This window comes from Streptomyces sp. NPDC090741, assembly GCF_044769045.1.
Lineage (GTDB): Bacteria > Actinomycetota > Actinomycetes > Streptomycetales > Streptomycetaceae > Streptomyces.
This window is the reverse complement of the sequence record NZ_JBIVXF010000008.1, coordinates 134,664-149,266: the sequence shown is the minus strand read 5'-3', so window position 1 is coordinate 149,266 and position 14,603 is coordinate 134,664. Positions and strand designations below refer to the sequence as shown.

The window sequence follows — 14,603 nt, the reverse complement described above, 5'->3', positions numbered from 1 at the left end:
AGATCAGACTCCCAATGCCTGGCTGCCGAGGCGTTCCGGGACCAGCCCCGAACCCCGCAGCCACACGGCTATCTCTTCCGCGCACGTTCCGACCCCCGACACCCCGCTGCCCGCGACGGCCCGCAGCACCGCCCCGGCCGCCGCGCCGCGGCGCTCGCCCAGGGCCAGGACCTGCGTGACGATGTTGTCGAGGACGACCGGCCTGCGCACGTCCAGCGCGCAGTTGTACGTCACCCCCGGCTCGGGGGCCAGCTCCAGGGCGGTGATCTCGCCGGGCGCCCCGCCCGGCGAGGGCTCGATGAACAGGCGCGCCTCCAGGCAGTGCGTGTCCCGGTCGACGCGGATGCGGCCGGGGGCGGGCAGCGCGCCCTGCGCCAGCTCCATCTGGAGGGCCACCACGTCCAGGCCGGTCTGTGCCTCGCACATCCGGTAGGCCAGCGGCAGCCGCCCGTTGACCTCCAGGAAGTAGTGACTGCGGGCACCGCCGATGCCCGAGCCGATGCCCGAGCCGATGCCCGAGGCGACGCCCGAGCCGATGCCCGAGCCGATGCCCGAGCCGACGCCCGAGCCGACGATGAACTCGACCGTCGCCACGCCCCGTAACCCCATCCCGGTGACGAGCCGGGCCGTGTCCGTCCGCATCCGCTCCACCAGCTCCGGGGCCACGCCCTGGACGGGCGAGGCCTCCAGCAGCTTCATGCTGCCGTCGACCAGCAGGCTCTCCCGCTCACCGAGCGCGTGCACGGTTCCGGCGTCGTCCACGGCGACCGTGACCCCGACCACCGCTCCGCGCTCCACGTACCGCTCGGCGTACCAATCGGCACCCTCGTCGTCCGCCATGAGCGCGAGCGCCTGCTCCGCCTCCGCCTCGGTGTGCACGATGCGCACGCCGAGGCCGCCGCACCCGGTGACCGGCTTGAGGATGACCGGCAGTCCGATGTCCGCCACCAGCTTGGCGATGCGCTCGTGCCCGGTCGCGTGCGGCAGTACGGGCAGGCCCAGCCGGTCGGCGGTGGCGACCGCGTGGTCCTTGTCGCGGGCCGCCGCGAGCACCTCCGCCGTCGGCCCGACGAAGGCGATGCCCGCCGCCGCCAGCCGCTCGGGCAGCTCCGGGTCCTCCGCCAGCGCCCCGTAGCCCGGGTAGACCGCGTCGGCGCCGCAGCGCCGGGCCGCCTCGACGATCCGGCCCACGTGGTCGTACGTCTGCGCGAGCCCGGTGCCTTGGAGGTACTCGCACCCGTCCGCGGCGAGCGCGTGGAGGCGCTGGGGGTCCGATGCGGCGACGACGGCGATCGGCGACCAGCCCAGCCTGCGGAAGGTGTCGACGGCCCGGGCCGCGATCGCCCCGCGGTTGGCGATCAGGACTCTTCTCATGGCCTTCTCCCAGCGCTTCTCGGTGGCTCGCAGTGGCTCGCAGTGGCTTCGGTTCAGTGGTCGGGATGCGGCCGGCCGAGCGCCCTGTAGTGCGTGACCAGCCGCCGCCGGTCGTCCAGTACGTGGAAGGCCAGCGCCGGGGCCAGCTCGTAGTCCACGGCGGGCCGCCCCTCGAAGGGCAGCGGTACGGTCGAGGCGACCCCGGGCGCCACGAGCAGCGGGCGCCCCGCGAACGTCGTGGCCGCGGCCACGTGCGCGTGACCGCACAGCAGGGCCACGACCTGCGGGTGCCGCTCCAGCACCGCGGCGAGGCGCTCCTCGCCGAACTGCCGGACCCGGTCCACGTACGGGGTGTGCAGGTCGACCGGCGGGTGGTGGAAGCAGACGAAGACGGGCAGCTCCCCGCCCCCGGCGGTCAGCGTCCGGTCCAGCCAGCTCAGGGTCAGGTCGCTGAGCAGGCCCTCGTCGCTGCCTGGGACCGTCGAATCGCACAGCACGAAGACGGCTCCGGGCGTGCGGACGACCTGGTTCAGCTCCTCGTCCCCGGGCGCCGCGTCGAGCAGGCCCGTACGGAACGGGCCCCGCCGGTCGTGGTTGCCGGGCAGTACCAGCACCGGGTACGGCAGGTCGAACAGCTTGCGGGCCTGCGCGTACTCGTCCGCCGTCGCGTGGTCGGCGATGTCACCGGAGACCAGGACGGCGTCCACGGGTCCGGGCATGTCACGCAGGTAGTTCATGACCGTCAGCGCGCGCTGCGTGGCGCGCTCCGAGAGGTCCAGGTGCAGATCGCTGACATGGGCGATGACGGTGGTCACGGCAGGTCGTCCTTCCGGGCTTCGGTCGCCGCGGCCTGGAAGCGGGCCCTGACCTCGGCGTTGGTGTGCGCCGAAGTTACCCGCGGGGGCGTGGCCCCACCCCTGCCGATGTGCAGCGCCACCAGATGCGGGCCCGGCCGCCCCTTGATCTCCCCCAGATGGGCGGTGACTTCCCCGGCCGTACGGCAGACCCTGCCCGTGCGGTATCCGGCCGCCAGCGCCAACTCGTCCCAGCGCATGGCCGTGGCGCGGGTGCGCTGGCCGCCCGTGGAGTCGTAGGCGCCGTTGTCGAGCACGAAGTGGGTCAGGTTCGGGGGCCGCCGCTCGCCGACGAGCGCGAGCCCGCCGAGGTGCATGACCGCCGCGCCGTCGCCGTCGATGACCACGACGTCCTGGTCGGGGCGGTTCAGCGCGGTGCCCAGGCCGAGGCCGATGGCGTGCCCCATGGAGCCCTGCATGTAGAAGTTGCGCGGGGCGTCGACGATCCCGAACAGCTCCCGGCTGATCATGCCCGTGGTGCTGTAGACCAGCGCGTCGCCCAGGTGCCCGGCGATCACGGACACGGCGCCCCGGCGGTCCATCCGCGCGTCCGGGGCGGGCGCCGGCACCGGGTGGGCGTCGACGGTCTTCGCCGGTACGAGGACGACGAAGGACCGCCTCTCGCGCCGGGCCCGCTCCGCGCGGTCGAGGAGCCCGCCCAGGCTCTCCTCGGCGGGGTCCAGGATGCCGTGGGCGACCCCGAGGGCCTCCAGCACGCCGATGGTCCCGGCGCCCATGGCCGCGTGGTGCGGCTCGTCGTCCTCGGCGTGCGGCCAGCCGCGCAGGCTGACGAACAGCAGCAGCGGGATCTCGTACGCCATGGTCAGCGAGGTCAGCGGGTCGAGGAGGTTGCCGAGCCCCGAGTTCTGGGCCAGCACCACGGCCCGGGTTCCGCCCAGCTCGGCGCCGGCGGCCATGGAGAGCGCGATGCCCTCGTTGGGCGCCGGGACGTAGCTGTCGCGCTGTTCCAGCAGCGCGAACGGGCCCTTGAGGAAGGAACACGGCACCCCGCTGAAGAACCCGTACCCGCGGCGGTCCAGCTCCGCGCAGAAGAACTCGGCGCTGATCATGCGCTCCACTCCTCCCACCGGTTCACCTGGGTGAGGCCGAACAGCTCCTTCATCGGGGCGATGGTGTCCTCGACCCCGCCGGTCCCGCCCTGGAGCCGGATCTCGCCGAGGACGTCGCGCATGGCGGAGACCGATGCGCGCAGCGCGTGGTTCGCGTAGATCACCATCGAGACGCCCGCCGCCTCGGCCTCGGCGAGGTCCCAGTGCGGATAGGTGGTCGGTACGACGACCACGGGCGTGCGGGCCTGCCAGGCCTGGAGGAACTCCAGGATCTCGATCGGAGTGGACTTCTTGGAGTGCATCAGTATGGCGTCGGCGCCGGCGTCCGCGTACAGGTGCGCGCGGCGCAGCGCCTCGGCGAGCCCGGCCCCGGCGATGAGCGCCTCGACACGGGCGATGACGGTGAAGTCGGCGGTGGTCCGGGCCCGTACGGCCGCCTGGATCCGGCCGGCGAACTCGCCCGCGTCCTCCAGGTTCTGGCCGCCGCCGAGGAAGCTGTTCCGCTTGGGGAACACCTTGTCCTCCATGCAGATGCCGCCGATGTCGGCCGCCTCGAACTGGCGGACCGTACGGACGACGTTGATGTTGCCGCCGAAGCCGGTGTCGCAGTCCGCGAGCAGCGGCAGCCTGGTCGCCTGGTTCACGTGCGAGCAGGCTTCGAGCAGCTCGGACATGGTCAGCAGGCCCAGGTCGGGCAGGGCCCGGGAGGCGGAGATCTCGAAGCTCGACGCCCACAGGCCGTCGAACCCGGCCTCCTCGACGAGCAGGGCGGTCAGCGCGTCCCGGGATCCGACGATCCGGGCCAGCGCCTTGCGTTCCAGCAATTCGCGCAGTCGCGTCGCCTTCGACACTATTCCCCGGCCCTCTGCGCGAAACGGCCGTGGTGCGTGCCCGCCACGTCCTCCCCCGCCGACTCGAACACGCAGTGCCAGTGGAAGGAGCCGGGCACGGCGTGCTCGGCGTCGGTGGCACTGAGCAGGCGGAACCCGGGGTGCAGGCGCAGCAGGTCGGCGGCGTCCACGTACAGGTGCGGGTGCACCTTGTCGTCTGTGGCCCCCGGCCGGCGGAAGGTGTTGGGGCTCACCTCGATGCCGCGGCCGTACTCGCCGTTGCGCTTGGAGAGCATCGTGGACTGGTAGATGCCGCCCGGGCGCAGGACGCGCCGGACCTCGTCGAGCACGCGGCCGAGGCCGGCCTCGTCGTTGTGGTAGACCACGTTGAAGGCGAGGACGTAGTCGAAGCTGTCGTCCGCGTAGGCGAGTTCGCCGAAGTCGCCGATGTCGAGGGCGACCCGTAACCCGCGCTTCTCGCTCTCCTCGCGGGCGGCACCTACCGCCGCCTCGCTGGCGTCGGTGCCGGAGCTGGTGAATCCGGCCTCCGCGAACCAGAGGGCGTGCCGGCCCACGCCGCAGCCGAGGTCCAGTACGTCCTGCGCGCCGAGCTTCTGCAGTCGCGCGGCCTCGTCCACGACCCACGGGTGCGGCCGCGACCAGTCGCCTGTGCGCCCGCTGTCGGTGCGCCAGACCTCGTCCCAGTAGAGATGGGCTGTCATCGGATGACCTCACTCGTGATTACTTTTCAGGGGGCGTCGACGGACTCCAGCAGGCCGGCTTCGAGCGATCCGTCCAGCAGCGGCCGCATCGCGTCGAGTGCGCAGCCGGTGGCGGCGAGCGCCTCCGACAGCGGCCGGCGCCCGTCGAGTCCACGCAGCAGCCGCAGCCAGTCCGCGTGGGTGAGGTGGTCGATGACGAAGCGGATGCCGCCGTCGACCACGACGTACGAGGTGTTCGCGCCCTGTACGTCGTCGAGTACGAGGACGCCCTCGGCGAGGCGGAACACCGAGGTCTCCTCGATCCGTGCCTGCGGGAACAGCTCCTGGACCTCGGGGCCCTCGAAGTCCGTGACGCGCAGTTCGTACGGGGCCGGGCCGTTCGGGGCCCGGCTGCCCGGGACGTCCACGGCCATCAGGTCGAGGATGCCCAGGTTGACCACGCGCAGGAGCAGTTCGACGTGGCCGGAGCCCTGGTCCCGCTCCAGCCGGCGCAGGGCGCGGTGGATGTTCGCGCCGTCGAGGTACTGGGCGGCGCGCGGCGAGGAGAGGGCCTGCTCGACGAGCTCGTCGCCGTTTTGCGCGAGCATGCGGGTGAAGGTGCGGTGCGTGTGGCGCACGCCTTCGCCCTCGTAGAAGGCGAGCTTGGGCCGGCCGATCACCTCGGCGGGCAGGATGTCCCGTACGGCCTCGCGGATGACCTGCTTGTCCCAGAACAGCCGCTTGCGGTAGGCGCGCGGCACGGTCGCGAGCAGCTCGATGATGCGGTGGTCGAGGAAGGGGACGCGCGCCTCCACGCCGTTGCCGGAGGCGGTGCGGTCCTCGACCCAGAAGTTGTACTGCTGCATGTCCCGGAACTTCCAGGCCAGGTAGGAGCCGTACGGGTCGTCCACCGCGCCGGGGGCGTACGCGCCGACGGCGTCGTCGCTGAGCAGCGGCAGGTCGGTGCCCTCCCACCAGACGGAGAGGGCGGACTGCGAGCCGAGGGCCTTGCGGCGGGCCATCGCCCGCAGGTTGCCCTCGAAGTCCTCCCAGTCGCCGCCGCCGGAGAGGGCGACGCTGTAGCCGCCGCTGAACTCGTCGGCGCCCGAGCCGAGCAGGATCGCCTTGAGCTCCGGGCGTTCGGCGCGGGCGAAGCGGTACATCTCGCTCTTGTAGAACTGCTCGGGGCCGCACAGCGGCGTCTCCATCAGCCAGAGCAGGCGCCGCCACTCGTCGGGCGAGGGGATCCGGTCGGCCCCGAAGGCGACCTGGTGGTTGGGGAGTCCGAGCAGGTCGGCGGTCTCGCGGGCGTACTGCGCGTCCTTGTTGACGACGGTGGCGCCGGTCAGCGCGGAGAAGGTGTGCAGTCCGGAGTGCGCGGCCAGGGAGGTGATGGCCGCGGAGTCGAGGCCGCCGCTGAGGAAGACGCCGATCTCGGCGTCGGCGATCAGGCACTCGCGGACGGAGGAGGCGAGCAGGTCGCCCATGCTCCGCACGAAGAAGCTCTCGGGAAGCCCGCCGGCCTCGGCCGGCGTGGGCAGCTCCCAATACCGGTGCACGCGGGTGGCCCCGCCGCGCAGGCTGATGTCGACGATGGCCCCGACCGGAACGTGATCGATCCCCTTGAACCAACTGACAGGCTCGTCATGGCTCATCACCGGCGCGGAGCTGAGTCCCTGGTCGGCGAGGGCGCGCGCCCAGTCGAGCTCGCGCGGGCAGTCGGGGTGCGCGAAGAGCGCCTTGACCTCGGAGCCGAAGAGCACGGCGTCGCGGTTGCGGTGGATGAACAGCGGCTTGATGCCGAGCCGGTCGCGTGCGAGCAGCAGCCGCTGCTCACGCAGGTCGATGACGGCGATCCCGAACATCCCCCGCACATCGTCAAGGAACGAGAGCCCCCTCTCCAGATAAAGATGGAGAAGCACTTCACAATCGCTCTCACTCCGAAAGCGAACCCGCCCCTCGAACCCCTTCCGCAACTCCCGGTAGTTGTAGATCTCCCCGTTCGCCGCGAGGATGACGTTCCCGTCCTCGCTGATGAACGGCTGCCGCCCGCCCTCGGGGTCGATCAGCGCGAGCCGCGTGAACGACATGCACGCCGGCCCGGTGTGGTGGAACTGCATGTCATCCGGCCCGCGCGGCCGCAGCGCATGGGCCATGTCGCGGAGAATCGCGTCGGCCGACCCCGCGAGGGTGCTTCCGTCCGTGTGGGCGAATCCTGCAATTCCGCACATAAGGCTTCCGATTCCCCTGTCACTGATGTGTGGAGCGGACATGCCACGCCCCCCGAACGGGAGGCGTGGCATGGGGTCGCTACTAGCGGACAGCGGCGACGATGGTGCCCTGGTCGACCTTCTTGGCCTCCGGCTTGACGTAAACCTTCATCTCATTCACCTCCGCTCAGCGTCAGTGGTCACCTACTGCTGAACAGCATCCCCACCCCCGGTGTCCCCCCGGTGGCCCCCCAGTGGCCCCCCGGCACCCGAACCGGCACGCCCCGTACGCGGCGGATGACACGCAGTACGACACGCCAAAACGAAGCAGGGCCGGCTTCCCAAAGGAAACCGGCCCTGACCTCGTACTACAGCGTCGGGGTGGCGGGATTTGAACCCACGACCTCTTCGTCCCGAACGAAGCGCGCTGCCAAGCTGCGCTACACCCCGATCGTCGCCCTGAAGCCTTGGCTGTCCTGGCGACATCGATTACTTTAGCGGACCCTCGGCCGGAGACGAAATCCGGTTTTCGCGAGGGGGTCGGCGGGGCCGCTACGCCTTCGGGGTCAGCGTCAGGAGGGTGGCTTCCGGGGGGCAGGCGAAGCGGACCGGGGTGTAGCGGTTCGTGCCGCAGCCCGCCGAGACGTGGAGGTAGGCGCGGTGCCCGTTCGCCTCGTGCGTGGAGAGCCCCTTCACCCGCTTCGTGTCCAGGTCGCAGTTGGTGACGAGCGCCCCGTAGAAGGGGATGCACAGCTGTCCGCCGTGCGTGTGCCCGGCCAGGATCAGCGGGTACCGGTCGGCCGTGAAGGCCTCCAGGACCCGCAGGTACGGGGCGTGCACGACCGCCATCGAGAAGTCGGCGTCCGCCTCCGGTCCGCCCGCGACCCGCTCGTAGCGGTCGCGCTTGATGTGCGGGTCGTCGAGCCCGGTGAAGGCGAGCTCCAGACCGGGCAGTTTCAGGCGGCCGCGGGTGTTGGTGAGGTTGACCCAGCCCGCCGCGTCGAAGGAGTCCCGCAGCTCCTGCCACGGGTTGTGCACGGCGCCGACGACCGGCTTATTGCCGTTCAGCCCGTGCCGCCCCTGGACCTTCTCGATCAGGTAGCGCCCGGGATTGCGCAGCCTCGGCCCGTAGTAGTCGTTCGACCCGAAGACGTACACCCCGGGGAAGGACATCAGGGGGCCCAGGGCGTCCAGTACCTCCGGAACGCCCTCCGTGTCGGAGAGGTTGTCCCCCGTGTTCACCACGAAGTCCGGCCGCAGGCCGGCCAGCGACTGCAGCCACGCGCGCTTCTTGTGCTGCCCGCCGACCATGTGGATGTCGGAGACCTGGAGCACGCGCAGCGGGCGCATCCCGGCGGGGAGCACCGGCACGGTGATCCGGCGCAGCCGGAACGACCGAGCCTCGAAACCGGCGGCATAGGCCACACCGGCGGCCCCCACTGCCGCGATCGACGCCGTGACCTTCAGGGGTACTCCGTAACGCGCACGCATGGCCCCATCGTCGCAGACGCGGAAAACCTGCGGGCGCCACCGGCCCTCCACCTGGCAGACTCAGGTCATGACCACGCTCAAGGCCAAGCTCCAGGAAGACCTCACCACCGCCATCAGGGCGCGCGACGAGCTGCACTCGTCCACGCTGCGCCTGACCCTCTCCGCCATCACCAAGGAGGAGGTCGCGGGCAAGGAGGCGCGGGTGCTCTCCGACGACGAGGTCCTCAAGGTGATCGCCAAGGAGGCGAAGAAGCGCCGCGAGGCCGCGGAGGCCTTCGCGCAGGGCGGCCGTCCCGAGCAGGCCGCGCGCGAGGTGGCGGAGGGCGAGTTCCTCGACACCTACCTGCCCAAGCAGCTCAGCGACGACGAGCTCGGCGCGATCGTGGCGCAGGCCGTCGAGGAGGCCAAGGCCTCGGGCGCCGAGGGGCCGCGGGCCATGGGTGCCGTCATGAAGATCGTGAACCCGAAGGTGGCCGGTCTGGCGGAGGGCGGCCGTGTCGCCGCCGCCGTCAAGAAGCACCTCGCATAGACGTGAATGCGTGAATGCATGAATGACTGAGGGCCCCGTCTGCGCGCTGCGCGGGCGGGGCCCTCTGCCATTCATTCGTGGCCGCTAGTCCTCAAGGCCGCCGATCACGCCGCCCGGGAACGGGTCGGTCGGAGTGCCGCCGCCCGTCGCGCCGCCCGTCGGGCCGCCCGTGGCCCCCGCCGCCGTCTGGCCGCCGGGGCGGCCGCCGGGCTTGCCGTCGCCGCCCGGCTTGCCGGGCTTCCCCGGCTTGTTCGGGTTCGGGTTCGGGTTCGGGGTGCTGGGCCGGCCGCCGCCCGTCGGCGCGCCGGTCTCCGGCCCGAGGCCGACCGTGACGAAGCTCGGCGCCTCCCGGCCCTCCAGCGCGCCCGAGACCGCCTGCTTCCAGATCGGGCCGGGCAGCCCGCCGCCGTAGACCTTGTCGTAGTACTGGCCGCCGATGGTGATGTTCTCCATCGACACCTGCTTCGCGCCGCCCGAGCCGACCCACGTCGCGCCGGCCATGTTCGGCGTGTACCCGACGAACCAGGCGTTGTAGCGGCTGTCGGTGGTACCGGTCTTGCCCGCGTTCTGCCGGTCGGTCAGACCCGCCGCGGTACCCGTACCGGAGTCGATCACGCCGAGCAGCAGCGTGTTGACGGTGTCGGCGGTCTTCTCGTTCATCACCCGGTCGCACTGCGACTTCGGCACGGCCAGCGCCTTGCCGTGCGCGTCGGTGATGGACTCCAGGGCGACGGGGGTGCAGTACACGCCGCGGTTGGCGAAGGTCGCGTACGCGTTCGCCATGGTCAGCGGGGACATGCCCTCGGTGCCGAGCGCGATCGCCGGGACCTCCGGCAGCTTCGTCCCGTCGGCCGGGATCACGCCGAGCTTGGTGGTCATCTCGGTCACGGGGCAGAGCCCGTTCTCGGAGATCATCTCCACGAAGTACGTGTTGACCGACTTGGCCATCGCGTCCTGCATGGCGTACGGGCCGCGCTCGGACTCCGACTCGTTCTCGACCCGGTCGTGCATGGTGTTGACCCAGGGCTTGTCGCCGCAGGTCTCCACCGGACTCGGGTACTCCATGTCGTGCGGGGACGGGTACGTCTTGCCCGCCGGCACGCCCTTCTCCAGGGCCGCGGCCGCGACGAACGGCTTGAAGGTCGAACCGGTCGGGAAGCCGAAGTTCGATCCGCCCATCCGCTTGTCGACCGAGAAGTTGATCTGCGTCTCGTTCTTCCCGAAGCCGTACGGCTTCGACTGGCCCATGGCGAGGACCCGGCCCGTGCCCGGCTGCACCAGGGTGACGGCCGTGGCGACCTTGTCGTCCTGGTTGACGTGGTCCTTGATCGACTCGTTGACGGACTCCTGCGACTGCGGGTCCAGCGTCGTCCGCACGGTCAGGCCGCCCTGGTTCCAGAGCTTGGCCCGCTCCTCGCGGGTCTTGCCGAACACCGGGTCGGTCAGGAACGTGTTGCGCACGTAGTCGCAGAAGAAGCCCGCGCCCTTGACCGCGGTGATGCAGCCGTTCTTCGGCCGCGTCACCTTCAGCGTCACCGGCTTCTTCTTCGCCTCGTCCGCCTCGGTCTGCGAGACGTCCTTCATGTCGGCCATCCGCTGGAGGACGACGTTCCGGCGCTTCGTCGCCTCCTGCGCGTCGTTCACCGGGTCGAAGCGGCTCGGCGACTGCACCACGCCCGCCAGCAGCGCAGACTCGTCCAGGGTCAGGTCCTTGGCCGGCTTGCTGAAGTAGCGCTGGGCGGCGGATTCGATTCCGTACGCCTGCTGGCCGAAGTACGTGATGTTGAGGTAGTTCTCGAGGATCTTCTTCTTCCCGAGTTCCTCCTCGACCTGGATCGAGTACTTCAGCTCGCGGATCTTGCGGCCCAGGCTCTTCTCCTGGGCCTCGCGCACCTTGGTCTCGTCATCGCCGGCCTCTTCGACGAACACGTTCTTCACGTACTGCTGCGTGAGTGTGGAGGCGCCCTGCGCGGCCCCGCCCTCCTGCGCGTTGCGGTTGACCGCGCGCAGGATGCCCTTCGCGTCGATCGCGCCGTGCTCGTAGAAACGCGAGTCCTCGATCGCGACGATCGCCTTCTGCATGTACGGGGAGATGGCCGTCAGCGGCACCACCTGCCGGTCCCGTGAATAGACCGTGGCGATCAAGCCACCCTCGGCGTCCAGAATCGTCGTGCGCTGACTCAGCGGCGGTGTCTTGAGATTGGCCGGGATCTCGTCGAATCCCTCGACCGTTCCCTTGGCGGCGAGCCCCAGGGCGCCTGCGCCCGGGATCGCGATGCCGGCCAGCACAACTCCGGAGAGAACGGACACCCCGAGGAACTTGGCGGCCTGCTGTGGCCCCGTGAGCCCGGCGCCCGAGCGCTTCTTTCCCATGGAGGGCAGCCTACGTTCTCATTCGCCGGACACGCGCGAATGCCTTGGCCTAAGCTGTCCTCAACTGTCACAGCAGTACGGTGCGACATCAACCCCGCGGCTTGATTTTCACCCTTCCCGAATGGGGTGGACTTATGTCCGAATCTCGCCCCTCACCCTGACGGTCGCTCGCCCGTGGTCCGCCGATTCCATCCGAATTGCCGGAATGGTCGGGCATGTCGCCGGATCACTCCGTCGGGTGATCTGCCGCTTACCCATAGTCCGTTCGGACCATTCAAGATTGGGCCCGTCGGGGGTGTTGCACTGTGCCCGCCTTCCGTAACGTCCTCAACTGGCAGCGGTGAATATGCCGCTACCGCCGTGGGGGAGCCTCGATTCGGGAGAGGACGGCGCCGGGATGGGCTGGGTTACCGACTGGAGTGCGCAGGCAGCCTGCCGCACTACCGATCCGGATGAACTGTTCGTTCAAGGAGCGGCACAGAACAGGGCCAAGGCGGTGTGCACCGGATGTCCGGTGCGGACCGAGTGCCTGGCCGACGCGCTCGACAATCGTGTCGAGTTCGGAGTTTGGGGCGGAATGACCGAGCGGGAGCGTCGCGCACTGCTGCGCCGGCGTCCCACCGTCACCTCGTGGCGACGGCTGCTCGAAACCGCCCGTACGGAGTACGAGCGCAGTACGGGCATCCTCACCGTGGATGTCGATGCGGACATGGCGGAGATCGACGTCCCGTACGAGACGTATGAGACGTACGCGGCAGCGGGGTAGGCCGCAGGTCCCCTCGCGCGGTCCCGCGTACGACTGTCTCCGCACCCGGAGGCACCGCTCGTACGCAGGCATCCGTCGTAGGCATCCGTCGTAGGCATCCGTCGTAGGCATCCGCCGTACGAACGCCTACGCTCCGGCCGGCACCCCGGCCGCGAGTCGCTCTCCGATGGCCCGCAGCCCGGCGAGGTCGTGCACATCGCCGGGCAGGGCGGCCACTTCGGCCACCGCCACCTCGGGGTGCAGCGAGGTGAACCGATCGCGGGTGCGCTGTTCACGCGCGATCACCTGCATCCGCTCGGCATGCAGACGCAGCAGTCCTGCGGTGATCTCGTCCACATCGGCCCCCGCCGCGTCGGCCCCCGCCGCGCCGGCGTCCGCCGTTTCAGCCTCAGCGGCCGAGTCACGAAGTCCAGCATTCCCGGACTCCTGATCGACAATGCCGCCCTCTTCAAGATTCTCTGCGGCGGCCAACGCCCGCTCCGCGGACAGCTGATCGGCACCACTGCCGTGCACCCGGTTCAGTACGAGCCCGGCCAGCGGCATCTTCTCCGCGGCCAGCCGCTCCACGAAGTACGCCGCCTCCCGCAGCGCGTCCGGCTCGGGCGCCGCGACCACCAGGAAGGCCGTACCCGGAGCCTGGAGCAGCCGGAACGTCGCGTCCGCGCGGGTGCGGAACCCGCCGAACATCGTGTCCATCGCCGCCACGAACGTCTGCACGTCCTTCAGCAGCGAGGCCCCCATCAGCTTGCTGAGCGTGCCGGTCATCAGGGACATGCCGACGTTGAGGAACTTCATCCCCGCCCGGCCGCCCACCTTCGCCGGAGCCATCAGCACCCGGATGAACTTCCCGTCCAGGAAGGACCCCAGCCGCTTCGGCGCGTCGAGGAAGTCCAGCGCGGACCGGCTCGGCGGGGTGTCCACGACGATCAGGTCCCAGTCGTCGCGGGCCCGCAGCTGGCCCAGCTTCTCCATCGCCATGTACTCCTGCGTGCCCGCGAAGCCGGCCGACAGCGACTGGTAGAAGGGGTTGGCGAGGATGGCCTCCGCCCGCTCGGCGTCCGTGTGCCCCTCGACGATCTCGTCGAAGGTCCGCTTCATGTCGAGCATCATGGCGTGCAGTTCGCCGCCGTCCGCGCCGTCGACCCCCTTGACCCCCTTGACCCTGCGCGGGGTGTTGTCCAGCGAGTCGATCCCCATCGACTGCGCGAGCCGCCGCGCCGGGTCGATGGTCAGCACGACCACCTTCCGCCCGCGCTCCGCCGCCCGTACGCCGAGGGCCGCGGCGGTCGTGGTCTTGCCGACCCCGCCCGCGCCGCAGCAGACGATGATCCGCGTCCCGGGGTCGTCCAGCAGCCGGTCCACGGGCAGCCGCGGGGGAGCGTCCAGGCCGGCGCCGGTCTTCGTTCCCGTTGTGGCCTCGGTCATTCGTCGCCCGCCTGCTTCCGCAGCTCCGAGGCCAGCTCGTAGAGCCCGGCCAGATCCATCCCCGCGCCGAGCAGGGGGAGTTCGTACGTCGCCACGTCCAGCTGCTCCAGTACGGTGCGCTGCGCGCGCTCCAGCTCCACCCGGCTCGCGTGCTCGGCGGCCTGCGCGAGCAGCGGGTCCACCAGCCGCTCGGCGAGCCCGCCGCGGCGTGCGCCGCCCAGGCCCGCTCGGGCCAGCGCCTTGGCCACGTCCGCCCGGCGCTCGCCGGCGGCGGCGCGCAGGGTGCCCTCGTCCAGGTGGTGCGGCCGCACCATGTTGACGACGACCCGCCCGACGGGCAGTCCGGCCGCCTCCAGCTCGGCGATCCCGTCGGCGGTCTCCTGGACGGGCATCTCCTCCAGCAGCGTGACCAGGTGGACGGCCGTCTCCGGGGACTTGAGCACCTTCATGACGGCCTGCGCCTGGTTGTGGATCGGCCCGAACCGGGCCAGCCCCGCCACCTCGTCGTTGACGTTCAGGAACCGGGTGATCCGCCCGGTCGGCGGCGCGTCCATGATCACGTGGTCGTAGACGTAGCGCCCGGCCTTGTCCTTGCGCCGGACCGCCTCGCACGCCTTGCCGGTGAGCAGGACGTCCCGCAGACCGGGCGCGATGGTCGTCGCGAAGTCGATGGCGCCGAGCTTCTTGAGGGCGCGGCCGGCGGAGCCGAGCTTGTAGAACATCTGGAGGTAGTCGAGCAGCGCCCGCTCGGCGTCGATGGCCAGTGCGAAGACCTCCCCGCCGCCCGAAGCGACAGCGATCTTCCGCTCCTCGTACGGGAGCGCCTCGGCCCCGAAGAGCTGTGCGATCCCCTGCCTGCCCTCGACCTCGACCAGCAGCGTCCGCCTGCCCTCGCGCGCGAGGGCGAGCGCGAGTGCCGCGGCGACCGTGGTCTTTCCGGTTCCGCCCTTGCCGCTGACCACCTGGAGCCTGCTCACAGC

The 14,603-nt window shown here is 70.8% G+C and carries 12 protein-coding genes and 1 tRNA gene; 2 read left to right on the top strand and 11 right to left on the bottom strand.

Annotated features, from left to right (window positions below; all coding sequences use genetic code 11):
• Nucleotides 1-3: 3 nt before the first annotated feature.
• The 8 genes from ACIQU4_RS22455 to ACIQU4_RS22420 all read right to left on the bottom strand — a co-directional run bounded on the left by ACIQU4_RS22455 (nt 4) and on the right by ACIQU4_RS22420 (nt 8,530).
• Nucleotides 4-1,374: a biotin carboxylase N-terminal domain-containing protein gene (locus ACIQU4_RS22455; RefSeq protein ID WP_403733452.1), complete on the bottom strand. Its 1,371-nt coding sequence runs from the start codon at nt 1,372-1,374 to the stop codon at nt 4-6.
• A gap of 53 nt (nt 1,375-1,427) precedes the next feature.
• Complete coding sequence (locus ACIQU4_RS22450) at nt 1,428-2,189, bottom strand: metallophosphoesterase (RefSeq protein ID WP_403733450.1); 762 nt, start codon at nt 2,187-2,189, stop codon at nt 1,428-1,430.
• Nucleotides 2,186-3,298 carry a phosphonopyruvate decarboxylase gene (gene aepY, locus ACIQU4_RS22445; RefSeq protein WP_403733447.1) on the bottom strand — a complete coding sequence of 371 codons (1,113 nt, stop codon included), beginning with the start codon at nt 3,296-3,298 and terminating at the stop codon, nt 2,186-2,188. Before aepY ends, ACIQU4_RS22450 begins: the two co-directional genes overlap by 4 nt.
• On the bottom strand, nt 3,295-4,149 hold the full coding sequence (locus ACIQU4_RS22440) for an isocitrate lyase/phosphoenolpyruvate mutase family protein (RefSeq protein WP_385573704.1): 855 nt from the start codon (nt 4,147-4,149) through the stop codon (nt 3,295-3,297). Before ACIQU4_RS22440 ends, aepY begins: the two co-directional genes overlap by 4 nt.
• Nucleotides 4,149-4,850 carry a class I SAM-dependent methyltransferase gene (locus tag ACIQU4_RS22435; protein WP_403733443.1) on the bottom strand — a complete coding sequence of 234 codons (702 nt, stop codon included), beginning with the start codon at nt 4,848-4,850 and terminating at the stop codon, nt 4,149-4,151. The genes ACIQU4_RS22440 and ACIQU4_RS22435 overlap by 1 nt, the downstream gene beginning before the upstream one ends.
• A gap of 26 nt (nt 4,851-4,876) precedes the next feature.
• Complete coding sequence (gene asnB / locus ACIQU4_RS22430) at nt 4,877-7,060, bottom strand: asparagine synthase (glutamine-hydrolyzing) (protein WP_403733441.1); 2,184 nt, start codon at nt 7,058-7,060, stop codon at nt 4,877-4,879.
• A 355-nt stretch (nt 7,061-7,415) separates the two neighbouring features.
• Nucleotides 7,416-7,489: transfer RNA gene (locus ACIQU4_RS22425), tRNA-Pro, on the bottom strand.
• Nucleotides 7,490-7,591: 102 nt separating this feature from the next.
• Nucleotides 7,592-8,530: a metallophosphoesterase gene (locus ACIQU4_RS22420; RefSeq protein ID WP_403733439.1), complete on the bottom strand. Its 939-nt coding sequence runs from the start codon at nt 8,528-8,530 to the stop codon at nt 7,592-7,594.
• Between the two features lie 67 nt (nt 8,531-8,597).
• Here ACIQU4_RS22420 and ACIQU4_RS22415 point away from each other — a divergent pair, with 67 nt between their 5' ends.
• Complete coding sequence (locus ACIQU4_RS22415) at nt 8,598-9,059, top strand: GatB/YqeY domain-containing protein (RefSeq protein WP_403733437.1); 462 nt, start codon at nt 8,598-8,600, stop codon at nt 9,057-9,059.
• 84 nt (nt 9,060-9,143) lie between these two features.
• Here ACIQU4_RS22415 and ACIQU4_RS22410 read toward each other — a convergent pair whose 3' ends face one another.
• Entirely contained in the window at nt 9,144-11,432 is a 2,289-nt protein-coding gene (locus ACIQU4_RS22410) for a transglycosylase domain-containing protein (RefSeq protein ID WP_403733435.1), read from the bottom strand.
• Nucleotides 11,433-11,829: 397 nt separating this feature from the next.
• Here ACIQU4_RS22410 and ACIQU4_RS22405 point away from each other — a divergent pair, with 397 nt between their 5' ends.
• Nucleotides 11,830-12,198: a WhiB family transcriptional regulator gene (locus tag ACIQU4_RS22405; protein WP_385573688.1), complete on the top strand. Its 369-nt coding sequence runs from the start codon at nt 11,830-11,832 to the stop codon at nt 12,196-12,198.
• A gap of 126 nt (nt 12,199-12,324) precedes the next feature.
• Here ACIQU4_RS22405 and ACIQU4_RS22400 read toward each other — a convergent pair whose 3' ends face one another.
• Together ACIQU4_RS22400 and ACIQU4_RS22395 are read right to left on the bottom strand one after the other, a co-directional pair.
• Nucleotides 12,325-13,623: an ArsA family ATPase gene (locus tag ACIQU4_RS22400; RefSeq protein ID WP_403733432.1), complete on the bottom strand. Its 1,299-nt coding sequence runs from the start codon at nt 13,621-13,623 to the stop codon at nt 12,325-12,327.
• Nucleotides 13,620-14,600, bottom strand: a complete 981-nt coding sequence (locus ACIQU4_RS22395) for an ArsA family ATPase (protein ID WP_403733429.1) — start codon at nt 14,598-14,600, stop codon at nt 13,620-13,622. The genes ACIQU4_RS22400 and ACIQU4_RS22395 overlap by 4 nt, the downstream gene beginning before the upstream one ends.
• Nucleotides 14,601-14,603: the final 3 nt, after the last annotated feature.